Raw genomic sequence first — 22465 nt, forward strand, 5'->3', positions numbered from 1 at the left:
GATGTTCGAGACTTTCAGGTACGAGTTCGTGGCCAGTGGCGGGCCGATGCAAATGCTTTCGTCCGCCAGTTTCACGTGCATCAATTCGGTATCGGCCGTCGAGTAAACAGCGACGGTCTTGATGCCCTCTTCCTTACAGGCGCGCAGGATACGCAGCGCGATCTCGCCGCGGTTGGCGATCAGGACTTTTTGCAGTTTCTTCGCAGGTTTCAACATCGAAGGCGCTCCGCGGTTCAAACGATGGTGAACAGCGGCTGGTCGTACTCAACCGGCTGACCGTTTTCTACCAGGATGGATTCGATGACGCCGGCTTTTTCAGCCGTGATGTGGTTCATCATTTTCATCGCTTCTACGATGCAGATGGTGTCGCCCACTTTCACGGTCTTGCCGACTTCAACGAAGGCTGGCGAGGTCGGTGCCGGGGTGCGGTAGAACGTACCGACCATTGGCGACTTGACCACGAAGCCGTTCAGCGCAGGCGCGGCTGGGGCGGCAGGTGCGGCGGCAGCAGGGGCGGCGGCCGGTGCAGCAGCGGCTGGCGCCGGTGCTTGCATCTGTGGCGCGTAGAACTGCTGGGCCGGGGTCTTGCTGTGACGGCTGATCCGTACGGACTCTTCGCCTTCCTTGATTTCCAGCTCGTCGATACCGGATTCTTCCAGCAGTTCGATCAGTTTCTTAACTTTACGGATATCCATGAATCATCAACTCCCAAGGGTCGGTCAGGGGCGCTTGGCCGGTTGTTCAAGCTGTTCCAGGGCGGCCTCCAGGGCCAGTCGGTAACCGCTGGCGCCAAGGCCGCAGATCACTCCTACCGCTACGTCGGAGAAGTAAGAGTGATGGCGGAAAGGTTCGCGTTTGTGCACGTTCGACAAATGCACTTCGATGAATGGGATGCTCACCGCCAGCAACGCGTCACGTAATGCAACGCTTGTGTGTGTAAAAGCGGCGGGATTGATCAGGATAAAGTCCACGCCTTCGCCGCGCGCGGCATGGATGCGATCAATCAATTCGTACTCGGCATTGCTTTGCAGGTAGAGCAGATGGTGGCCGGCTTCACGCGCCCTGCGTTCAAGATCGAGGTTGATCTGATCGAGGGTCACTGCCCCGTAGACGCCCGGTTCACGGGTGCCGAGCAGGTTCAGGTTGGGTCCGTGAAGAACCAGTAAGGTCGCCATCGGCTGTTCCTTGTTATTGATGTGGGTACGGCAGAACTCGGCGACTATGCCGCAAAGCCTTTGTGACTGTCCAGTTCTATGCAGTAGGCGGCACGATTAGCGAGGATTGCGCAAAATTTGTGACTACGGGCCGGGATCCGGTCATTGGCGATACAGCGTTGAATCCGGTGAAGATCAATGTGGAAGGGGGCTTGCTCCCGATGGCGGTGCATCAGTGAACACGTACAGTGGCTGATACCCCGCAATCGGGAGCAAGCTCCCTCCCACCTTTTGATCTCCACAGGGCAATAGATCAGGTCACACGCGGAAGGCCTGCACCGCCGTATTGAGCTGCCCACCCAGCACCAGCAAATGCTCGCCCTGGCTGCGGCCCTGGCCAATGCGCAGCAGATTATCCTCGCCCAACTGGTGAATCCGCTCGCTGTTGTCGCGAATCTCACTGACGGCACCACTTTGCTGTGCCGTCACATCCGCGATGCGCACGGCTGTTTCGGAAATGGTCTGGATGGCGCCGACGATTTCATCCAGCGCGCCGTCCGCGGCCTGGGCCTGCTGGGCGGTAGCTTCGGCGTGTTCGACCTGCGCGCGCATGCCTTGTACCGATTGGTGGGCGGCGCTTTGCAGACCGGCGATCAGGGTCTGGATTTCTGCGGTGGCGCCGGCAGTGCGCTGGGCCAGGGAACGGACTTCGTCGGCGACCACGGCAAACCCACGGCCGGCTTCACCGGCGCGGGCGGCCTCGATGGCCGCGTTGAGGGCCAGCAGGTTGGTCTGGTCGGCAATCGAGCGGATCACCGTCAGCACGCCGCCGATGGTGGCCGATTCCTCGGCGAGTTTTTCGATCATCTGCGCATTTTGCTGCACTTCGCCCACCAGGGCATGCAGCCCGGTCAGGCTCAAGCCGATCACACGCTGGCCTTGCTCCACCGCCTGGCCCGCGCTGCGGCTGGCGCCGGCGGCCTGGCTGGCATCGCCGGCGACTTGCTGGATGGTCGCTTCCAGTTCACCCAGCGAATCGCGGATCTGCGCCGTGTCCCCAGCCTGGCGTTCGGCGCCGTCGTGCAGGCCGCTGCTCAGTTCGGCGAGGGCGCGGCTGCTGCCCGCGACTTCCTCGGCATTGCCGCGAATCGTGCCGACCAGGTCCACCAGGTAGGCGCGCAGGCGGTTCAGCGAGGCTTCGATATCGTGGAGTTCGCGGTTGGTCTTGCCCAAGGCAATCGGCCGGCTGAAGTCACCTTCGGCCCAGGTCGACAGGGCGGGTGCCAGGTTGGTCAGCACCCGTGCCAAGCGTCGTTGCAGGGTGTCGATCAGCAGCGCGATCAGCAGGATCAGGCCGATCATCACCCCTTGCATCACACGCACTTCGCCTTGGATTGCACCATGCTGTGCGCGCACAACCGGTTCCAGGCCAGCAATGGCCTCCTGCACGGCGTTGATTTTCAGGCGGGTGCGGGCGGCCAGGTCAGCGCGTTGCTGGATTTGTTCGCGGGTGCGCTTGAGTTCAGCGGGATAGCGGGTCAGCAGGCTGTTGAGTTCGCGCTTGAGGTCGACGCCGGTGTCCTGGGCTTCAGCTTTTTCACTGTTTTCCAAGCCCATCATGGCGGAGAAGTCATCGGCGCCGGATTCGGCACTGGCCTTCACCCCCAGCAACGGCAGTTGCTCCAACAGGTCGGCCTGGGTGCGGATATTGGCGACTTCGCGCTCCACATCCGTGGCCAATTCCGCGCGCCCGCTGCTCACCAGTTTGTCGCGGGCCAGGGACAGCTTGGCCAGGTGCTGGGATGCCGCCAGCAGTGGGGGCAAGTAACGCGCAGCTTCGGCAGAATTCACGCCGCTGGCGTATTGGCTCAGTTGCTCCAGGTTCGCGCCCAATTCGCGCTCGGCCTGCAGCAGCAAGGCTTGTGGGTCGCCAGCCAGCTTGCCGGCAGCCAGCAAGTCGGTCTTGCTGAACGCATCCAGGTCGACCAAGCTGGGGCGCAGGTTTTGCGCGAGGTCCGCAGGCAGTTCATCCAGATGCTGCAACAGGCTTTCCAGGCTCTGGCCGGCGCTGCTCAGGCGCAAGGCATCGCCACTGGCCAGGTAGTCGTCGATGTTGCGTGCAGCCTGGTTCTGGAAGGTCTGCGACAGGCCCAGGTAACGTTCCATCAGCAGATAAGGCCGCTCCAGCGCCCGTTGCGACCACCACAGCGTCGCCCCCAGCGCCAGGCACACGGCCACCAGAAGAAGGGTATTGAGATTGGTCAGCAGCTTCAGGCGCATGCGTGGTATCAACCGACAGCAAAAGATAAGTGCCTGAAGTTATTGCGTTTGCGTTACAGCGTTATGACCGAATCAGTGGATTCCGGTGAAAAGATGGCACTTTGCTTTGATGCGCGCGCAGCCTGCACGCGGTTGCGCCCGGCGTGCTTGGCGCGGTACAGCGCCTCGTCGGCCTGGGCGGCCATCATCAGGCTGTCGGAGTCGTCGCACAGCTCCACCAGCCCGGCGCTGAACGTGCACCATAAATCCTGCGGTTGGGCCGGGTAGTGGATTTCGGCAAAGCGGCCACGGATTTCATCCAGCACCTTGCAGGCCGATTCCAGGTCGGTGTCCGGCATCACAATGGCGAACTCTTCGCCGCCGTAGCGCCCGATGTAGTCGGTCTTGCGCAGGCGCTGCTTGAGAAACAGCGCCAGGCTTTTGATCACGCGGTCACCCATGGGGTGGCCGTGGCTGTCATTGACCCGCTTGAAGTGGTCGATATCCAGCATGGCAAAGCTCAGCGGCTTGTTCTCGCGGCGTGCGCGGAAGCTGCAGTCTTCAAGCAGTTGCAGGATGTGGGTGTGGTTGTAGAGCCCGGTCAGGCTGTCGCGCACCATCCGCGCCTTGAGGTTGCGTGCGCGAGCGGCGCGGTTGCGCACGGTGGTGATCAGGTGGCGCGGCTTGATCGGCTTGGTGAGGAAGTCGTCGCCGCCTTCGCTCATGGCGTCCAGTTGTTTATCCAGGTCGTCCTCGGCCGACAGGTAGATGATCGGTACGCTGACATAACGGTCGTTATGGCGGATCACCTTGGCCAGTTCGGTACCGGTACAGGCGGGCATATACATGTCGAGGATGATCAGGTCGGGCTGGAAGTCCGCCAGTTCAGCCATGGCCTGGATCGGTTCGATCAGCGTGCGGGTGACGATACCGGCGCTGTTGAGCAGCCGCTCGGTGTGCAGCGCCTGGGCCCGCGAATCGTCGATGATCAGCACCTTATACGGCTCGTACTGGGCGACGCAGGCCAGCACTTCGATTTTTTCCAACAGGCTAGAGGCTTCCAGCGTCCCGGTCAGGAATTCCTGGCCCCCGGCGCGCACGGCGGCCAGCCGGGTAGGGGTGTCGGTCTCGTGCAGGCTGAAGAACAGCAGCGGCAGTTTGTGCTCCAGGCCTTCCTGGGCTTCGGCGGCGAGCTTGAGGCCCAGGCCGGTGCCGCAGAAATCCACGTCCATCACAATCGCCGAAGGCAGGCGCTCGGCCATCGCCGCCCGAAACGCGGCCACGCTGTCGAGGGATTGGGCGCTCAAACCGAAGAATTCCAGCTGCTTGGCCAGCCGCTCGGCGCGGTCGTGATCGGCCAGCATCACGTAGATCGGCTTGCGCATCGGCGGCAGGAAGGTTTGTTCCAGCTGGTCACCCTGGCGCAGGCCGGTGCGAGACAGGCGCTGCATCAAGCGATTGAGTTCGGTGATCAGGTGGCTGCTGAGGCGCCCACGGTTCTCGTCGACTGCCTTGAGGGAGTCGCCGATGTGTTGCGCCAGCTGGCGGTGTTCCGGTTGTTCGAAGCGCTCGGCAAACCGCAGCAGGCGCAAATTGGCCTCGCTGAGTTCGGAAAGGTCGGTGCCGGACCACTCGCTGCGTTGCAGGCGCTGCCAGATCTCAAGAATTTGACGTGCCTGATGAATTACCCGCTGGGCAAAATGCTGCTTGAGACGCTCACGGCTGGGGTCTTCTGGCTCGGTCATATCCTGACTACTAGTTAGGGTGCATGCTGAGGTCGACTGATGGCTCTATGCTAGCACCTCTTTTCCTTGGGATGAGTGTCATGCATCAATAAACTGTGTGTTCCGGGTATTCAGTTGCTGACCCGGTGGTCGCGCAGCGTAAAAAGCGTGCATCCTTTATAGTCGAATACCCTCTGTGCGCCAGTTTGGTGAAAAGCCCCGCACGGGCGGGCACGATGGGGTAGGGTTGTGGTCGGAGTGTTTGAACGCACGCCATCAATTCAAGTGCATGAACTCAAGTGATTGAAAGGATATCGCCATGCTGGACTGGAAAAACCGTGCAGGCAGTGCCAAAGGCCCCGCCCCTGAGCCCAAGTCGGCCAACCGCAGTTATCTTCGTACCGTGCTGATGAGCCGTGCCGTGCTCAGCGTGCTCGGCCTGTACCTGCTGGTCACCGGCGCCCTGGGCTGGTACTGGAGCGAAGAGCCGGCACTGTTTCCGGTCCAGCAGAACGCACAGATTGCCGCCGAAAAAGAAGGCAAGCAGATGGTGGTGGGCTTTACCACCGTCGAAACCCTCAAGACCGTGGTCGGCACCTTGCTGAACAAGCCCGGCGGCTACATTTCCAACGACCGTTTCCCGCCAGGCCTGTGGATGGACAACATGCCGAGCTGGGAATATGGCGTGCTGGTGCAGGTGCGCGACCTGACCCGCGCCCTGCGTAAAGACTTCGCCCGCTCGCAGTCGCAGTCGGCCGAAGACGCCGATCTGGCCAAGGCCGAGCCGCGCTTCAACTTCGACAATAAGAGCTGGGTGCTGCCATCCAGTGAGTCGGAATACCAGGAAGGCATTAATTCCCTGAGCCGCTATGAAGCGCGCTTGTCCGACCCGAACCAGCGCGGCGCACTGTTCTACGCGCGTGCCGATAACCTGAACAACTGGCTGGGCGATGTCGCCACCCGCCTGGGCTCGCTGTCGCAACGCCTGTCGGCCAGTGTCGGCCGGGTAAAACTCAACACCGCACTGAAAACCGAAGCCCTGGCTCCGGGTGAAGTGCCGCAGGTCGATGAAGAAGTGGTGGAAACCCCGTGGATGCAGATCGACAACGTGTTCTACGAAGCACGCGGCCAGGCCTGGGCCCTGTCGCACCTGCTGCGCGCCATCGAAGTCGACTTTGCCGACGTGCTGGCCAAGAAGAACGCCACTGTCAGCGTGCGCCAGATCATTCGTGAGCTGGAGGCCTCGCAAGAGCCGGTGTGGAGCCCAATGATCCTTAACGGCAGCGGCTTTGGCGTATTGGCCAACCACTCGCTGGTGATGGCCAACTACATTTCCCGGGCTAACGCTGCGGTGATCGATTTGCGTCAGCTGCTCAACCAAGGTTGATGATGGACGCTACTCAAAAGGAGGCCGCCCACCGCGCGGCTTCCGATGCCGAACTGATCTGCTGGGTCGATGAGCAGGACACTCTGCTCGGCAGTCTTGTCAGGGCCGATCTGCGCCAGCGCGGGTTGATCGGCCGTTGCACCTTTATCTTCCTGTTCAATTCGGCCGGTGAGCTGTGTGTGCACCGGCGCACCCTGAGCAAAGCCATGTACCCCGGTTTCTGGGACACGGCGGCGGGTGGGATGGTAGCGGCAGGTGAATCCTATGCCGTGTCTGCTGCCCGAGAGCTGGAAGAAGAGTTGGGTGTCGGCGGGGTGGAACTGGTCGAACACGACCATTTCTACTTCGAAGATGGCGACAGCCGGCTCTGGTGCAAATCCTACTCGGCAGTCTGGGATGGGCCGCTGCGCCTGCAGCCGGAAGAGGTCATGGAAGCGCGCTTTTTGCCTATAGGCACTGTCCTGCAGGAGGCCGAACAAAAGCCTTACTGCCCGGACGCCCAAGAGGGGCTGCGACGTTATCTGGCCTCACGTCGCTAAAGTTGCATAAATTGGCGCCATTTGGCTCTTAGCAAGTCAGCTTTTTGTGGTTACACTGCGCGACTTTTCACCCGAACCACCCTGGTGGTTCGGTAGCGCTGCCCCTGCCTGAGTGGGGCTTCGCGGTTGGTGACTCGCCTCTTTTAACCAGAGCCGAGCGCTGGCCAGTCTTTGTCCTCCCAAGAGGATTGCCGGTGGCCAAAAAAGCCGCATCCTTCGCCGCCCTTGGTGGCCTGGTATTTTCCACCGATGCAGGTCGACACTGCCCGGACTGTCGTCAGCCCGTGGATTCGTGTACCTGCAAACAGACCCTGATCCCTGAAGGCGACGGTATTGCCCGCGTGCGCCGCGAAAGCAAAGGCCGTGGCGGCAAGACGGTGACCACCATCACCGGCGTGCCGTTGGCCGAAGAGGCGCTGAAGGAACTGGCCACCACGCTGAAAAAGCGCTGTGGCACCGGTGGCGCGTTGAAAGACGGGGTCATCGAGATCCAGGGCGATCACGTCGAGTTGCTGTTGGCCGAGCTGATCAAGCTCGGGTACAAGGCCAAGAAGTCCGGCGGCTGAAAGCCTCTTCCCAACCTGTGTCTAAACTCTGTCCTGCGCGTGGGGTCTACCTTGCTTGCAGGCAAATCGTCATTTTCATTCTTTAGACTGCGCCAGCCTCGAACCAGGGGCGGTGCCTTCGACTTCATATATAGGGGACTTCGATGTCCGTACGACGCACACGCAAAGACGATGGCAGCCAATGGACAGTTGCGGACAGCCGCAGTGTTTACGGGATTCGCCATTGGGGGGCCGGTTATTTCGCGATCAATGAAGCCGGTCGCGTAGAAGTCCGTCCGAACGGTCCGAACAGTACGCCCGTCGACTTGTACGAGCAGGTCGATGAACTGCGTAAAAGCGGCCTGTCCCTGCCGTTGCTGGTGCGCTTTCCTGACATCCTGCAAGATCGCGTACGCCAATTGACCGGTGCCTTCGATTCGAATATCGAGCGCCTCGAGTACCAGAGCAAGTACACCGCGCTGTACCCGATCAAAGTGAACCAGCAGGAAGCGGTGATCGAGAACATCATCGCCACCCAGAACGTGTCCATCGGCCTGGAAGCCGGCTCCAAGCCTGAGCTGCTGGCGGTATTGGCCCTGGCGCCGAAGGGCGGCACTATCGTCTGCAACGGTTACAAGGACCGTGAGTTCATCCGCCTCGCGCTGATGGGCCAGAAGCTCGGCCACAACGTGTTCATCGTGATCGAGAAAGAATCTGAAGTTGAGCTGGTGATCGAAGAGGCTGCCAGCCTTAAGGTCAAGCCCCAGGTCGGCCTGCGCGTGCGCTTGTCGTCGCTGGCGTCGAGCAAGTGGGCGGACACCGGTGGCGAGAAGTCCAAGTTCGGTCTGTCGGCGGCGCAGTTGCTGTCCGTGGTCGAGCGCTTCCGCGCGGCGGGCCTGGACCAGGGCATCCGTCTGCTGCACTTCCACATGGGTTCGCAGATCGCCAACCTGGCCGACTACCAGCACGGTTTCAAGGAAGCCATCCGTTACTACGGCGAGTTGCGCAACCTCGGCCTGCCAGTGGACCACATCGACGTGGGCGGTGGCCTGGGCGTGGACTACGACGGTACTCACTCGCGTAACGCCAGCTCGATCAACTACGACATGGACGACTACGCCGGCGTGGTCGTGGGCATGCTCAAGGAGTTCTGCGACGCGCAGAGCCTGCCGCACCCGAACATCTTCTCCGAAAGCGGCCGTTCCCTGACCGCGCACCACGCCATGCTGGTGGTGCAGGTGACCGACGTCGAGAAACACAACGACGAAATCCCGGTCATCGAAAACAAGGAAAGCCTGCCGGAAACCGTGCAATGGCTGGTAGACCTACTGGGCCCGACCGACATCGAGATGGTCACCGAAACCTACTGGCGCGCCACCCACTACATGAGCGATGTGGCCACCCAGTACGCCGACGGCAAACTGACCTTGGCCGAAAAAGCCCTGGCCGAACAGTGCTACTTCGCCGTGTGCCGCCGCCTGCACAACTCGTTGAAAGCCCGCCAGCGCTCGCACCGCCAGGTGCTGGATGAACTCAACGACAAGCTGGCCGACAAGTACATCTGCAACTTCTCGGTGTTCCAGAGCTTGCCGGACACCTGGGCCATCGGCCAGGTACTGCCGATCCTGCCGCTGCACCGCCTCGACGAAGAGCCGCTGCGCCGTGCCGTGCTGCAAGACCTGACCTGCGACTCGGACGGCAAGATCAAGCAGTACGTCGACGAGCAAAGCATCGAAACCAGCTTGCCGGTACACGGCTTGAACGAAGGTGAAGACTACTTGCTGGGTATCTTCCTGGTGGGGGCTTACCAGGAAATCCTGGGGGACATGCACAACCTGTTCGGCGACACCGACTCGGTGAATATCTACCAGCGTGAAGATGGTTCGGTGTACAGCGCCGGCATCGAGACGCACGACACCATCGAAGACATGCTGCGCTATGTGCATTTGTCGCCGGAAGAGCTGATGACGCATTACCGTGACAAGTGTGCGAGCGCGAAGATCAGTGCGGCGGAGCGTACGCAGTTCCTGGATGCCTTGCGTCTGGGGCTGACGCGTTCGTCCTACCTGTCCTCGTAAAAAATCTGGGAGGGGGGCAAGCCCCCTCCCACTTTTGACGCAGTGCTAATCCTGAAATTGTCTGAGGGCTGAGCAATGTTGAGTCAATGGCTGCAGGTGCTCACCCTGGCAATGGCAGCATGCTTGGCCGCCTGCTCCCCGATCAAAGTCCTCAACGCCCTCACTCCTTCCAATACCTTCACCCAAACCGCTGCCATCGCCTACGGCGATGATTCCCGCCAGAAACTCGATGTCTACCGGCCTGCGCCTGCTATCTCCAACGCGCCGGTGGTGGTTTTTTTCTACGGCGGCAGCTGGAACAGCGGCTCCAGGGATGACTACGGTTTCGTCGGCGAAGCCCTGGCTTCACGTGGCATTGTCGTGGTGATTGCCGATTACCGGCTCTACCCTCAAGTGCGCTACCCCGCGTTTCTCCAGGACGGCGCCCGAGCGGTGGCCTGGACCCATCAGCACATCGCCGACTACGGCGGTGACCCGCAGCAGCTCTACCTGATGGGCCACAGCTCCGGTGCATACAATGCTGCGATGCTCGCGCTGGACGCGCGATGGCTTGAGCATGTGAACCTGTCACCGTCGATGCTCAAGGGCTGGATCGGGCTGGCGGGGCCTTATGACTTCCTGCCGATTGAAAACCCGGAGGTAAAACCGGTGTTTTTCTTCCCCGATTCACCGCCCGATTCCCAGCCGATCAACCACGTCAGCGCCGGCGCACCGCCGAGCCTGTTGATGGCCTCGACCGACGACAAGCTGGTCAACCCCTCGCGTAATACCGGCGGCCTGGCCAACACGTTGCGGGCGGCGGGCGTGCCGGTTGAAACCTTCTACTTCGGCAAGACCAATCACCAGACGCTGGTGGCCGCGCTCTCCAAGCCGCTGCGCTGGCTGGCACCGGTACTGGATCGGGTCACGGCGTTTATCCAAGCCACTGATCCTGCCGGTTCAATCGCCAGGCAATCGCCCACAAAGTGAGGCTGCGCAGGGCCATGAACAGCAGGAAGGTTATCCACAGGCCGTGATTCCCCAAGCCCTGCAACGCCCAGGCGATTGGCAACGTCAGCAACAGGGTCAGCAGCATGCCGTTGCGCATTTCCCGTGCGCGGGTCGCACCGATGAACAAGCCGTCCAGCAAGTAACTCCACACCGCAATCAACGGCAGTAGCGCCAGATAGGGCAAGTAGATGTCGGCGGTTTCGCGCACGCTGGGGATATCGGTCTGCATGGCGATAAACAGGTGGCCGGCGAAGGTGAACAGCACGGCAAAACCAACGCTGGCGATCAGTGACCAACCGCCGGCCACCACCAGCGAGCGGCGCAGGGATGGGCGGTCGTGGGCGCCGATCGCGTGACCGCACAGGGCTTCGACCGCGTGGGCCAGTCCATCCAGGGCGTGGGCCGTCAGTAACAGGCCGTTGAGCAATAGCGCGTTGGCCGCCACGGTAGCGTCGCCAAGGCGGGCGCCTTGCACCGTGATCATGAAAAACACCGATTGCAGCGCGAGGCTGCGGATGAAAATGTCGCGGTTGACCGCCAGCAGCGGGCGCCAGCTCTCCCAGCGTTTCAACGCCGCCCAGGCGAGATGGCCGGGGTAGGCGCGCAGGGCTTTTTGCGTGAGCGCCAGGCCGAGCAGGGCGCCGGTCCATTCGGCGACAACGGACGCGCGCGCCGAACCGACCACACCCCAATCCAGGCCAAGGACGAACCACAGGTTGAGGGCGATGTTGACCAGGTTGGTGGTCAGCAGGATCGCCAAGGGCGCGCGGGCGTTCTGCGTGCCGAGGAACCAGCCGACCAGTGCGTAGCTGGCCAACGCGGCGGGCAGGCCGAACAGGCGGGTGTGGAAGAAGTCTTGGGTCAGTTGATTCAGTTCGGGAGAGGGTTGCATCCATTCCAGGGCCAGATGGCTCAGGGGGATGCCCACTGTGCCTAATAGCATCGCCAGGCCCAGCGCCAGCAGCAGGCCTTGCAGCAGGATTTGCCGCAGTGCGGCGCCATCGTTGCGCCCGGCGGCTTGCGCGGCAAAGCCGGTGGAACCCATGCGCAGGAAGCCCATGGCCCAGGCAAGAAAGGTATACAGGCTGGCTCCGACCGCCACGGCGCCCAGTTGATGGGCATGGGGCAGGTGGCCGATGACCATGCTGTCGACCAGGGCCACCAGTGGCACCGAGATATTCGACAGGATCATCGGCGCAGCCAGGGCCCAGACGCGGCGGTGGGTGGGGCGGTGGCGCCAGTCAGTGAGTAGGGCGTGCATGCGGGCTCCTTCAGAGGAGCGGCATTGTAACGGGCCCTTAATGTCACTGCAGAACCAATGTGGGAGGGGGGCTCGCCCCCGATGGCAGTCTGTGAGTGGGTGAATCTGGAGCTGACCCACCGCCATCGGGGGCAAGCCCCCTCCCACATTTGGATCGTCAGCGTTTGTGGGATTTGGCTCCGCTCGCGTTCCCTCAAGAACCAAACCACCCTCCGTCGGTCAATGTGACCGGCACCTCATCGGCCCCACTCGGGCTGATATATAGTTCACCCCTCGGATCCCTCTCACGACGAGTTCCCCATGCTTAACAAAGGACTGTTCCTTGCCTGCGCGCTGGCCCTGCTGAGCGCCTGTGATTCCTCCGATAAACCGGCTGCTCCGACCGCGCCTGCGGCGGCGACGGTTGCCCCCAAGCCGGCCAAGGCCGCCGTGGATGTGGCGGCGCTGAAGCAGCGCTACGCCGGGCGTGAATTGAGCGTGGTGGATGTGTCCGAGGTGCAGCTCGACGGGGCCAGTACCTTGTCGGTGAGCTTTTCCATTCCGTTGGATCCCGATCAGAAATTCGCTGACAAACTTCACTTGGTCGACAGCAAGTCGGGCAAGGTCGATGGTGCCTGGGAAATCTCCGACAACCTGATGGAGCTGCGCCTGCGTCACTTGGAGCCGCAGCGCAAGTTGGTGCTGACGGTTGACCCCGGCGTGAAGGCCGTGAATAACAACCTGCTGCCCGCCGAGTACATCGCCCGCCTGGAAACCCGCGACCTGCAAGCCACCGTCGGTTTCGCCAGCCGTGGCACGCTGCTGCCGACGCGCCTGGCCGAAGGCCTGCCGGTGATCGCGCTGAACGTCGACAAGATCGACGTCGAGTTCTTCCGCATCAAGCCCGAGTCCTTGCCGTCGTTCCTGGCGCAGTGGGGGCGCAACACCAGCCTGCAAAGCTATGAGTCCCGCGCACTGCTGCCGCTGGCCGATTTGGTCTACGGCGGTCGTTTCGACCTGAACCCGGCGCGTAACACCCGCGAAACCCTGTTGCTGCCGATCGCCGGCCTCAAGCAATTGCAGCAGCCGGGCGTGTACCTGGCGGTGATGCGTGCCTCGGGCACCTACAACTATTCCCAACCGGCGACGCTGTTCACCTTGAGTGATATCGGCCTGTCGGTGCACCGCTACGCCAATCGCCTGGACGTGTTTACCCAGGCGCTGGAAGGCGGCAAGGCGCTGGATGGCGTCGACCTCGAAGTGCTCGACGCCGAGGGCCGCGTGCTGGGCCAGGGCAAGACCGAGAAGGGGGGCCACGCTGAGTTGCCTTTGCCGAAAAAGGCCCAGGTGCTGCTCGCCAAGCAGGGCGAACAGACCAGTATGCTGCGCCTCGACAGCGCCGCGCTGGACCTGGCCGAGTTCGACATTGGCGGCCAACCGTCCCACCCGTTGCAGTTCTTTGTCTTTGGTCCGCGCGACCTGTATCGCCCCGGCGAAACCGTGCTGCTCAACGCCTTGCTGCGGGACAAGGATGGCAATGCCGTCAAACCGCAGCCGGTGAGCGTCGAAGTGCGTCGCCCGGATGAACAGGTGAGCCGCAAATTCGTGTGGGATGCCGATGCCTCCGGCCTCTATCAATATCAACTGCAACTGGCCGGCGAAGCACCGACCGGGCGCTGGCAGTTGGTGTTCGACCTGGGTGATGGCAAGCCGCAGTTGTATGAATTCCTTGTCGAAGACTTTTTGCCTGAGCGCCTGGCGCTGGAACTCAAGGGCAGTGACACGCCGTTGAGCCCGGCAGACGACGCGGTGATCCAGGTCAACGGTCGTTACCTGTACGGCGCGCCTGCGTCGGGCAACCGGGTCAGCGGGCAAGTCTATGTGCGGCCGCTGCGCGAAGCGGTCAAGTCGCTGCCCGGTTACCAGTTCGGTTCCGTCACCGAAGAAGAGCTGAGCCAGGATTTCGAGCTGGACGAGAGCGTGCTCGACGCCAAGGGCCAGGAAGCACTGACCCTGGAAAGCAAATGGGCCGAGGCCAAGTCACCGCTGCAACTGATCGTACAGGCCAGCCTGCAAGAGTCGGGCGGGCGGCCGATCACGCGGCGCCTGGTGCAGCCGATCTGGCCGGCCGAGCAACTGCCGGGCCTGCGCGGGTTGTTTGACGGCACGGAAACCAACGGCGATGGACCGGCGGAATTCGAAGTGCTGCTGGCCAACCAGGACGGGCAGAAACTCGCCGCGCCAAACCTCAAGGTGCGCCTGGTGCGCGAGCGTCGCGATTACTACTGGAACTACTCCGAGAATGATGGCTGGAGCTATCACTTCAACGAGAAATTCCTCAACCTCGACGAACAGACCCTGAACATCAAGGCCGGCGACACCGCCAAGGTCAGCTTCCAGGTGGAGTGGGGCCCTTACCGCGTTGAAGTGGAAGACCCGCAGACCGGCTTGGTCAGCAGCTTGCGTTTCTGGGCCGGCTACCAGGCCCAGGACAACACCGAAGGCGGTGCCGTGCGGCCGGACCAGGTCAAGCTGGCGCTGGATAAACCAGCGTATGGCGATGGCGACACAGCCAACGTCACCGTCACGCCGCCGGCGGCCGGTAAAGGCTACCTGCTGGTGGAGTCTGCCGAAGGGCCGCTGTGGTGGCAGGAAATCGATGTGCCGGCCGAAGGCAAAAGCTTCGCTGTGAAGCTCGATCCGACATGGTCGCGCCATGACCTGTACGTGAGCGCCTTGGTGATTCGCCCGGGCGAGCGCAAAGCCAATATCACCCCAAAACGTGCAGTAGGCCTGCTGCACCTGCCGCTGGATCGCACCCAACGCAAACTGGGCGTGACCCTCACCGCGCCGGAAAAAATGCGCCCCAAACAACCGCTGACGGTGAAGATCGCTGCTAAAAATGCCGATGGCAGCGTGCCCAAGCAGGTGCATGTGTTGGTGGCGGCGGTGGACGTGGGCATCCTCAATATCACTGAATACCCGACGCCGGACCCGTACTCCAGCCTGTTCGGCCGCAAGGCCTACGGCGTGGACCAATTCGATATCTATGGCCAGTTGATCGAAGCCGGGCAGGGCCGCCTGGCCAGCCTGGCGTTTGGTGGCGACGCGGCGTTGGCCAAGGGCGGCAAGCGCCCGGACACCAGTGTGACCATCGTCGCCCTGCAAAGCGCGCCGGTGACCTTGAATGAGCAAGGCGAGGGCGAAGTCAGCGTCAACATTCCCGACTTCAACGGCGAACTGCGCCTGATGGCCCAGGCCTGGACCGATGATCGTTATGGCATGGCCGAAGCCAAAACGGTGATCGCCGCGCCGCTGATCGCCGAGCTGTCGGCACCGCGCTTCCTCGCCGGGGGGGACCAGACGACGCTGGCGCTGGACCTGTCCAACCTGTCGGGCAAGGCGCAGAAGCTGGAGGTGCAACTGAGCGCCGACGGGCAGTTGGAGTTGGTCAACAGTGGCGCGCAAACCGTTGAGCTGAAACCAGGCCAGCGCACCACCCTGCGCATCCCAGTGAAAGCCTGGGGCGGATTGGGCCAGGGCAAGGTCAAGGTGACGGTGAACGGCCTGGACCTGCCGGGCGAGACCCTGCCGCCGTTTACCCGTGAGTGGACTCTGGGCGTGCGGCCTGCGTACCCGGCGCTGCTCAAGCATTACCGTGCGGTGCTCAAGGATCAGGCATGGACTCTGCCGGTGGGCACCCTGGATCAATTCGATGCCTCGGGGCGCCAGGCACTGCTGAGCCTGTCGAGCCGGCCACCGCTGAACCTCGGTGCGCAGATCAGTGCACTCAAGGCCTACCCCTACGGTTGCCTGGAGCAGACCGCGAGCGGCCTGTACCCGTCGCTGTATGCCGACGATGCATTGCTCAAAGGCCTGTCGATCAAAGGCGAGTCGGACAGCGAGCGTAAACGCAAGATCGACCTGGGCATCGAACGCCTGCTGGGCATGCAGCGCTACAACGGCAGCTTCGGTTTGTGGGGCGCTGATGGCGAAGAAGAATACTGGCTGACGGCTTACGTCACCGACTTCCTGCTGCGTGCCCGTGACCAGGGTTTTGCGGTGCCGCCTGAAGCGTTGAAAAAGGCCAGCGAGCGCCTGCTGCGGTATGTGCAGGAGCGTAATCTGATCGACGTCGACTACAGCGATAACGCCGACCACACCCGCTTTGCCGTGCAGGCCTACGCCGGCATGGTGCTGGCGCGCAGTCAGCAGGCGCCGCTGGGGGCGCTGCGCAGCATCTTCGAACGACGCAGCGATGCGCGCTCCGGTTTGCCGCTCGTGCAGTTGGCCATCGCGTTGCAGAAGATGGGCGACCAACCCCGCGCGGACCAAGCCTTGCTCGCCGGGCTGGCGGCACAGCGCAATGCCAATGAATGGCTGGCCGACTACGGCAGCCCGCTGCGGGACCAGGCGATGATCCTGGCGCTGCTGGAAGAGAACGACCTGGCCAAAGGTAAGCGTGAGGAGCGCTTGTTCACCCTGTCGGACCAGTTGGCCGCCAGCCCGTATCTGTCGACCCAGGAGCGTAACGCGCTGTTTCTGGCCGGGCGCCTCGGGTTCGCCAAGCCGGATGCGAACTGGCAGGTGTCGCTCACCGGCAGTGGCGGTGTGCAGGAATTGAATAATCAGCAACCGACGCTGGCGTTGGAGGGCAAGTGGCTGTCCAGCGACTTGAGCCTGAGTAATCAGGGCGAGACGCCGGTGTACCAGCAACTGACGATCTCGGGTTATCCACAGGTGCCACCCGCGCCTGGCGGTGACAACCTGAGCATCCGTCGCGAATACCTGGGCATGAACGGCCAGCCGCTGAACCTGCGCAGCCTCAACAGCGGCGATCTGGTGCTGGTGCATCTGGCGGTCAGTGCCAAGCAGCGTGTGCCGGATGCCCTTGTGGTGGATTTGCTACCGGCCGGTTTGGAGCTGGAAAACCAAAACCTGGCGCAAAGTGCCGCCAGCCTGGAAAACGCCAGCAGCCAGGTGAAGGAGTGGCGTGAGTCGATGCAGAACGCGTCGCTCAAGCATCAGGAGTTCAGGGACGACCGCTACGTGGCCGCGATCAATCTGGAAGGCTCTGGCACGACGCACCTGCTGTACCTGGCGCGTGCCGTGACACCGGGGACTTACCGCGTGCCGCCGCCGCAGGTGGAGTCGATGTACCGGCCGAACTGGCAGGCGGTGGGAGAGACGCCGGCGGATCTGGTGATCAAGGGGCGCTGATATTTAAATGACGGAACTGGGTGCAAATGTGGGAGGGAGCAAGCCCCCTCCCACAGGTGATGTGTGGTGCTTTTGGGTCAGTGGACGACCCAGCTCAGGAGCCACAGGCCCAGCAGCAGCCAGATGATGCCCATGATGATCGAGGCGCGCATGAAGGCACGCACGGCCGAGTACAGCAGCATCAGGCCGATGATCAGGGTAATGATGCTGATGATCGAGGTGTCCATGCCCAGCGTGCGGGACAGGCCGTCGATGAAGTTGCCACCGGCGTTGGTCAGGGCACCGAACAGGCCGCTGAGTCCGTCGACGATAAAGCGGATGACGGAACCGAGCGCCTGGCCCAGCCATCCGAAAAAGCTTTCTACCTGCATGTGTGTGTCCTGATGAGAGGGTGGGCGTGTCTGTGCCTTTGGTTGTTATTACGACAGGCTAGTTCCCTATAAGCATAGAGGTTTGCCAGTTTGAGTTTGCGTTTAGTTGCCCGCTGGACCCTGGCCAGCCTTTTGTTGGTGATCGCCTTGCTATGGCTGGCCGACCGCATCTGGCCGTTGCCCCTGCCCCAGGACGATCTGGCGCGGGTGGTGCTGGCTGAGGATGGCACGCCGTTGTGGCGGTTTGCCGATGCCAATGGGGTGTGGCGTTATCCGGTGCAGACGCGCGAGGTGTCGCCGTATTACCTGGAGGCGTTGCTGACCTATGAAGACCGTTGGTTTTACCAGCACCCCGGCGTAAACCCACTGGCGCTGGTACGGGCGACGTGGCAGAACCTCACCGGCACGCGGGTGGTGTCGGGCGGCAGCACCTTGTCGATGCAGGTGGCGCGGTTGTTGGATCCGCATTCGCGCACGTTCCATGGCAAGTTGCGCCAGTTGTGGCGCACGGCGCAGTTGGAATGGCACCTCTCCAAGGCAGAAATCCTTAACCTCTACCTGAACCGCGCACCGTTTGGCGGTACGTTGCAAGGCGTGGCGGCTGCCAGTTGGGCGTATCTGGGTAAATCGCCTTCACAGCTGACCCATGCCGAAGCCGCCTTGCTCGCCGTGCTGCCCCAGGCGCCCAGCCGTTTGCGTCCGGACCGTCACCCGCAACGCGCCCAGGAGGCCCGTGACAAAGTGTTGCGTCGACTCGCCGAGTTCCAGGTGTGGCCGCAAGCTGCCGTCGACGAAGCCCTGGAAGAACCGCTGCTGCTTGCCCCGCGCCTGGAACCGAGCTTGGCGCCGTTGCTCGCTCGCCGCCTGAACCGCCCCGACAGCCCGCCGCTGATTCGCACCACCCTGGACGCCACCCTGCAACGCCGCCTTGAAGACCTGCTGCTGGGCTGGCGCGCGCGTTTGCCGGAGCACACCTCTGCCGCCATTCTGGTGGTGGAGGAAGAAACCATGGCCGTGCGTGCCTACCTCGGCTCGGTGGACATCAATGATGCCAAGCGCTTTGGCCATGTAGACATGATCAGCGCCCTGCGTTCGCCGGGCTCCACCTTGAAACCTTTCCTCTATGGCATGGCCCTGGACGATGGGCTGATTCACTCCGAATCCCTGTTGCAGGACGTACCCAGGCGTTATGGCGATTACCGGCCGGGCAACTTCTCGATGGGTTTTACCGGTGCGGTGCCGGCGAGCACGGCGCTGTCCAGTTCGCTCAACCTGCCGGCGGTGCAGTTGTTGGAAGCCTATGGGCCGAAGCGGTTTGCCGCCGAGATGCGCATCGGCGGCGTGCCTCTGGCATTGCCCGCATTGGCCGAGCCGAACCTGGCGCTGATCCTGGGCGGCGCAGGCAGTCGCCTCGAAGATCTGGTGAGCGGCTACAGCGCCTTCGCCCGGGACGGCAGGAGCGCCAATATTCGATTACAGCCGGACGATACGCTTAGGGAGCGACCGTTACTGTCGCCAGGGGCCGCCTGGATTGTGCGGCGCATCCTCAGTGGCCAGGCGCGGCCGGACCGCGACCCACGTGCCGAGTTGGTGCAGCGTCCCGTGCTGGCCTGGAAAACCGGCACCAGCTATGGCTTTCGCGATGCCTGGGCGATTGGCGTCGGCCCGCGCTATTTGATCGGTGTGTGGATCGGCCGGCCGGACGGCACACCGGTGCCCGGCCAGTTCGGCCTGGCCTCCGCAGCGCCGTTGATGTTGCAGGTGCACGATGTGCTGACCAACCGCGACAGCCAGCGGGGCATCAGCGCGCCCGTCAAGCCGGTGCCGGCGAATGTCGGCGTGGCGGCGATCTGTTGGCCGTTGGGCCAGCCCATGAGCCGCAGCGACCCCAATTGCCGTCGCCAGCGCTTCGCCTGGACGCTGGACCACACCACGCCGCCGACCTTGCAGGCGCTGGACCAACCGTTGAGCGTGGGCTTGATGGAAAGTGTGTGGGTGAATGCCAAGGGCTTGCGGGTCGACGCCCATTGCCCTGGCGCCGAGCCCAAGACCATCGCCCTGTGGCCGGCGCCTCTGGAGCCCTGGCTGCCCAGGGCCGAGCGCCGCGAAGCGCGCATCCCCGCGGCTGACCCCGATTGCCCGCCACCGGCGCTGGCCGCGTCGTCACCGCTGTCGATTGTCGGTATCCGCGAAGGTGACCAACTGCGCCTGCCTGCCGCCAGTCAACAAGCCCTGCGCCTGAAAATCTCCGCCCTGGGCGGCAGCGGGCGGCGCTGGTGGTTCCTCAACGGCGCGCCCCTGGGCGACAGCGCTAACCAGGACTTCATCAACGCCAGTTTCGAGCACTTGGGCCGCTATCAACTCAGCGTCCTCGACGAAGCCGGGCAGACCGCGCGCATCGAGTTCAGCGTCGTTGATTAGATCGCCATCGGGGGCAAGCCCCCTCCCACCCTTGGATGTGTTCACCTGCCAAAGGTGGGAGGGGGCTTGCCCCCGATAGCGATCTGAAGGTTCACTTGCCTTCAAGGCCATTCCCCCCGAAGCTATCCACCTTCAGGAGCCCCCGCATGAACCTCGAACACCTCACCGAACGCCTGCACCGCATCCGCGATAACAACGACTGGAAGCCATTCCACAGCCCGAAAAACCTGGCCATGGCCGCCAGCGTCGAAATGGCCGAGTTGGTGGAAATCTTCCAATGGCTGACCGAAGACCAATCGCGCCAGCTCTCTGCCGATAAGCTCGCCCATGCCGGGCAGGAAGTCGGCGATATCGTGCTGTACCTGCTGTTGCTGTGCAGCGAGTTGGGCCTGGACATGAACGAGGTGGTGCGCGCCAAACTGGCCGACAGCGAACGGCGGTTTGCACAATGAGTGACCGCCATTTCGACCAGTTGGCCACGCGTTTCGCTGAGAAAATCTACGGCGGTGCCAAAGGGGCGATTCGCCTGGCAGTGCTCCAGGCCGACGTGACCGAAGCCCTGCCCAAGCGCCCCTTGCGTGTACTGGATATCGGCGCGGGGCTGGGCCATATGTCGCTGTGGCTGGCCGAGCAAGGCCACGCGGTCACCCTGGCCGAACCTGCCGAGCCGATGCTCGAAGGCGCCCGCCAACGTTTCGCCGACGCCGGGCAGACCGCAACTTTTATCCATGCGCCATGGCAAGCGCTGCTGGGCCAGCTCACCGAACCCTACGACGTGGTGCTGTGCCACGCCGTGCTGGAATGGTTGGCCGAACCCCATGCGATCCTGCCGGTGCTGCACCAACTCACGGTCCCCGGCGGCTGGCTGTCGTTGGCGTTCTACAACCGCGATGCGCTGATTTATCGCAACCTGCTCAAAGGCCACTTCCGCAAAATGCGCAAGAACGACATGGCCGGCGAAAAGCAGAGCCTCACGCCGCAACAACCACTCGACCCGCGTGAGTTGGCGGCGCAACTCGTAGACCTTTGGCAGGTCGAAAGCCAAAGTGGTGTGCGGGTATTTCATGACTATATGCCGGTGGAATTCCAGGCCCGCGCGGATTTGCAGGACCTTCTGGAGATGGAACTCGCTCACCGTCGTCACCCAAGCTTTGCCGGACTTGGGCGTTATTTGCACTGGATCTGCCGTCCGGTTTAAGCGGCCCAGTCTGCGGAGGTCGAAATGCGTCGTCTCTGTTTGATCCTGTTGTCCCTGGGGTTGGGCGCCTGTTCAAGCCCCAACCCTTATGTCGCCACCTCGGCGCCGATCCCGCCGGCGCCGCCCCAGGCCGCCAACACCTTTGATGCCAGCGCCTACCCGGCGCCGGTGCGCGACTACGGCGCTTACCGCAATTGGGCCTGGCGCAACGGCCAACTGCCGGCAGGCACGGCCTGGGCGGATTCGGCACAGATTGCCGAGGCGGTCAGCGGTGCCCTCGACCAACGCGGCCTGCGGCCCCTGCATGACAACCGCCCTGCGGACCTGCTGGTGAGCGCCGACGTGCGCCTGGAGAAGCGCCTCAAGCAGGTCCAGGACGACTACGGCTATGGTTACGGCGGCTATAACCGCTATGGCAATGGCTACGGCATGTACAACTCGGTGCCGATCGTGCGCACCTATGAGGTCCAGGTCGTGGTGGTTCGCGTCAACCTGTTCGATGCCCGCTCCGGGCAGCCGGTGTGGAGTGCCAGCGCCGAAACCGGCAGCCAGGGCAGCCTCAGCGAGCGGAGCGATGCCTTGCGCCAGGCGGTGCAAAAGGCGATGACGGCGTACCCTCCCAGTTAACCGCTATTCTCATCTCAAGCGCGGGTCGCTCTTTGGAGAACAACCATGTTTCGTCGTATCGCTACGCTAGCTGTCGTCCTGTTGCTGGGCGGTTGCCAGACCAGCCAGGTCAACCACGACTTTGATGCCAGTCGAGACTTCGGCGCCTACCGCAGTTGGGCCTGGAAAGACCCGGCCCTGCAATACCGCCCCGATGATCCGCGCATCAAGAGTGACCTCACCGAACAACGCATCCGCCAAGCCGTGGGTGAACAGCTTGATCAGCGCGGCCTGCGCCCAGCCGCGCCGGGCAGCAAGGCTGACCTCAATGTGCAGGCCTACCTGATCGTCGAAGATCGCCAGCAACAAGTCACCACCAACTACGGCGGCGCCTGGGGCGGCCCATGGAATGGCTACTGGGGCGCGCCGATGTACAACGAAACGCGCAACATCACTTACAAAGTGGCGACCGTCCAGATCGACCTGCTCGACGGCAAGGACGGCAAACTGGTCTGGCGCGGCAGCGACGAACAAATGATGGCCAGCTCGCCCAACCCCCAGGATCGCGACAAAGCCATCCGCACCACCGTGACCCGCATCCTCTCCAGCTACCCACCCCACTAAAAAACCACACAAACCCATTGTGGGAGGGGGCTTGCTCCCGATAGCGGAGTGTCAGCCAGCTCAGCTGTTACTGATACACCGCTATCGGGAGCAAGCCCCCTCCCACATG

The 22465-nt window shown here is 62.8% G+C and carries 18 protein-coding genes; 11 read left to right on the forward strand and 7 right to left on the reverse strand.

Translation table 11 applies throughout. The features are described from left to right. From AO064_RS01100 to AO064_RS01120, 5 genes are all read right to left on the reverse strand, one after another. On the reverse strand, positions 1-216 hold a 216-nt coding region (locus tag AO064_RS01100), incomplete at its 3' end, for a biotin carboxylase N-terminal domain-containing protein (RefSeq protein WP_279615275.1). Between the two features lie 17 nt (positions 217-233). Beyond that, complete coding sequence (accB, locus tag AO064_RS01105) at positions 234-695, reverse strand: acetyl-CoA carboxylase biotin carboxyl carrier protein (protein WP_012721998.1); 462 nt, start codon at positions 693-695, stop codon at positions 234-236. 24 nt (positions 696-719) lie between these two features. Next, the gene (gene aroQ, locus AO064_RS01110) at positions 720-1175 is read right to left on the reverse strand and encodes a type II 3-dehydroquinate dehydratase (protein WP_012721999.1); all 456 of its coding nucleotides are present in this window, start codon (positions 1173-1175) and stop codon (positions 720-722) included. A gap of 297 nt (positions 1176-1472) precedes the next feature. Continuing rightward, positions 1473-2021 carry a methyl-accepting chemotaxis protein gene (locus tag AO064_RS31605; RefSeq protein WP_405121883.1) on the reverse strand — a complete coding sequence of 183 codons (549 nt, stop codon included), beginning with the start codon at positions 2019-2021 and terminating at the stop codon, positions 1473-1475. Between the two features lie 1466 nt (positions 2022-3487). Then, positions 3488-5158 carry a response regulator gene (locus AO064_RS01120; protein WP_064052153.1) on the reverse strand — a complete coding sequence of 557 codons (1671 nt, stop codon included), beginning with the start codon at positions 5156-5158 and terminating at the stop codon, positions 3488-3490. Positions 5159-5546: 388 nt separating this feature from the next. Here AO064_RS01120 and AO064_RS01125 point away from each other — a divergent pair, with 388 nt between their 5' ends. The 5 genes from AO064_RS01125 to AO064_RS01145 all read left to right on the forward strand — a co-directional run bounded on the left by AO064_RS01125 (position 5547) and on the right by AO064_RS01145 (position 10655). Continuing rightward, entirely contained in the window at positions 5547-6524 is a 978-nt protein-coding gene (locus tag AO064_RS01125) for a DUF2333 family protein (protein ID WP_371916678.1), read from the forward strand. Positions 6525-6526: 2 nt separating this feature from the next. Next, the gene (locus tag AO064_RS01130; RefSeq protein WP_012722003.1) at positions 6527-7063 is read left to right on the forward strand and encodes an NUDIX hydrolase; all 537 of its coding nucleotides are present in this window, start codon (positions 6527-6529) and stop codon (positions 7061-7063) included. A 194-nt stretch (positions 7064-7257) separates the two neighbouring features. After that, positions 7258-7629 carry a translation initiation factor Sui1 gene (locus AO064_RS01135; RefSeq protein WP_012722004.1) on the forward strand — a complete coding sequence of 124 codons (372 nt, stop codon included), beginning with the start codon at positions 7258-7260 and terminating at the stop codon, positions 7627-7629. 143 nt (positions 7630-7772) lie between these two features. Beyond that, on the forward strand, positions 7773-9686 hold the full coding sequence (gene speA, locus AO064_RS01140) for an arginine decarboxylase (protein WP_012722005.1): 1914 nt from the start codon (positions 7773-7775) through the stop codon (positions 9684-9686). 75 nt (positions 9687-9761) lie between these two features. Continuing rightward, positions 9762-10655, forward strand: a complete 894-nt coding sequence (locus tag AO064_RS01145) for an alpha/beta hydrolase (protein ID WP_064052154.1) — start codon at positions 9762-9764, stop codon at positions 10653-10655. Here the strand turns inward: AO064_RS01145 and AO064_RS01150 are convergent. After that, the gene (locus AO064_RS01150) at positions 10600-11937 is read right to left on the reverse strand and encodes an MATE family efflux transporter (protein WP_064052155.1); all 1338 of its coding nucleotides are present in this window, start codon (positions 11935-11937) and stop codon (positions 10600-10602) included. The two genes, AO064_RS01145 and AO064_RS01150, sit on opposite strands and share 56 nt — an antisense overlap. 300 nt (positions 11938-12237) lie before the next feature. Between AO064_RS01150 and AO064_RS01155 the strand changes: the two genes are divergently transcribed. Continuing rightward, positions 12238-17136, forward strand: coding sequence for an alpha-2-macroglobulin (locus AO064_RS01155; protein WP_064052156.1), 4899 nt, complete (start codon positions 12238-12240; stop codon positions 17134-17136). A 77-nt stretch (positions 17137-17213) separates the two neighbouring features. On the opposite strand, the gene AO064_RS01160 is transcribed toward AO064_RS01155, so the two are convergent. Further along, complete coding sequence (locus AO064_RS01160) at positions 17214-17507, reverse strand: hypothetical protein (protein WP_012722009.1); 294 nt, start codon at positions 17505-17507, stop codon at positions 17214-17216. A gap of 90 nt (positions 17508-17597) precedes the next feature. Here AO064_RS01160 and pbpC point away from each other — a divergent pair, with 90 nt between their 5' ends. The 5 genes from pbpC to AO064_RS01185 all read left to right on the forward strand — a co-directional run bounded on the left by pbpC (position 17598) and on the right by AO064_RS01185 (position 22356). Beyond that, entirely contained in the window at positions 17598-19928 is a 2331-nt protein-coding gene (pbpC, locus tag AO064_RS01165; protein WP_064052157.1) for a peptidoglycan glycosyltransferase PbpC, read from the forward strand. 146 nt (positions 19929-20074) lie between these two features. Next, complete coding sequence (locus tag AO064_RS01170) at positions 20075-20380, forward strand: MazG-like family protein (protein ID WP_012722011.1); 306 nt, start codon at positions 20075-20077, stop codon at positions 20378-20380. Continuing rightward, positions 20377-21126, forward strand: a complete 750-nt coding sequence (locus AO064_RS01175) for a methyltransferase (protein ID WP_064052158.1) — start codon at positions 20377-20379, stop codon at positions 21124-21126. Before AO064_RS01170 ends, AO064_RS01175 begins: the two co-directional genes overlap by 4 nt. 24 nt (positions 21127-21150) lie before the next feature. Further along, entirely contained in the window at positions 21151-21753 is a 603-nt protein-coding gene (locus AO064_RS01180; protein ID WP_064052159.1) for a DUF4136 domain-containing protein, read from the forward strand. Positions 21754-21798: 45 nt separating this feature from the next. Continuing rightward, positions 21799-22356, forward strand: a complete 558-nt coding sequence (locus AO064_RS01185) for a DUF4136 domain-containing protein (protein WP_064052160.1) — start codon at positions 21799-21801, stop codon at positions 22354-22356. Positions 22357-22465 lie beyond the last annotated feature (109 nt).

Origin of the sequence: Pseudomonas marginalis (assembly GCF_001645105.1) — a bacterium.
GTDB classification, from domain to species: domain Bacteria; phylum Pseudomonadota; class Gammaproteobacteria; order Pseudomonadales; family Pseudomonadaceae; genus Aquipseudomonas; species Aquipseudomonas petroselini.

What these genes read in the sequence shown, in the direction of transcription:
- accB (WP_012721998.1), bottom strand. Translation starts at nt 695, where the DNA reads ATGGATATCCGTAAAGTTAAGAAACTGATCGAACTGCTGGAAGAATCC.
- aroQ (WP_012721999.1), bottom strand. Translation starts at nt 1,175, where the DNA reads ATGGCGACCTTACTGGTTCTTCACGGACCCAACCTGAACCTGCTCGGC.
- AO064_RS31605 (WP_405121883.1), bottom strand. Translation starts at nt 2,021, where the DNA reads ATGATCGAAAAACTCGCCGAGGAATCGGCCACCATCGGCGGCGTGCTG.
- AO064_RS01120 (WP_064052153.1), bottom strand. Translation starts at nt 5,158, where the DNA reads ATGACCGAGCCAGAAGACCCCAGCCGTGAGCGTCTCAAGCAGCATTTT.
- AO064_RS01125 (WP_371916678.1), top strand. Translation starts at nt 5,547, where the DNA reads ATGAGCCGTGCCGTGCTCAGCGTGCTCGGCCTGTACCTGCTGGTCACC.
- AO064_RS01130 (WP_012722003.1), top strand. Translation starts at nt 6,527, where the DNA reads ATGGACGCTACTCAAAAGGAGGCCGCCCACCGCGCGGCTTCCGATGCC.
- speA (WP_012722005.1), top strand. Translation starts at nt 7,773, where the DNA reads ATGTCCGTACGACGCACACGCAAAGACGATGGCAGCCAATGGACAGTT.
- AO064_RS01145 (WP_064052154.1), top strand. Translation starts at nt 9,762, where the DNA reads ATGTTGAGTCAATGGCTGCAGGTGCTCACCCTGGCAATGGCAGCATGC.
- AO064_RS01150 (WP_064052155.1), bottom strand. Translation starts at nt 11,937, where the DNA reads ATGCACGCCCTACTCACTGACTGGCGCCACCGCCCCACCCACCGCCGC.
- AO064_RS01155 (WP_064052156.1), top strand. Translation starts at nt 12,238, where the DNA reads ATGCTTAACAAAGGACTGTTCCTTGCCTGCGCGCTGGCCCTGCTGAGC.
- AO064_RS01160 (WP_012722009.1), bottom strand. Translation starts at nt 17,507, where the DNA reads ATGCAGGTAGAAAGCTTTTTCGGATGGCTGGGCCAGGCGCTCGGTTCC.
- AO064_RS01170 (WP_012722011.1), top strand. Translation starts at nt 20,075, where the DNA reads ATGAACCTCGAACACCTCACCGAACGCCTGCACCGCATCCGCGATAAC.
- AO064_RS01175 (WP_064052158.1), top strand. Translation starts at nt 20,377, where the DNA reads ATGAGTGACCGCCATTTCGACCAGTTGGCCACGCGTTTCGCTGAGAAA.
- AO064_RS01180 (WP_064052159.1), top strand. Translation starts at nt 21,151, where the DNA reads ATGCGTCGTCTCTGTTTGATCCTGTTGTCCCTGGGGTTGGGCGCCTGT.
- AO064_RS01185 (WP_064052160.1), top strand. Translation starts at nt 21,799, where the DNA reads ATGTTTCGTCGTATCGCTACGCTAGCTGTCGTCCTGTTGCTGGGCGGT.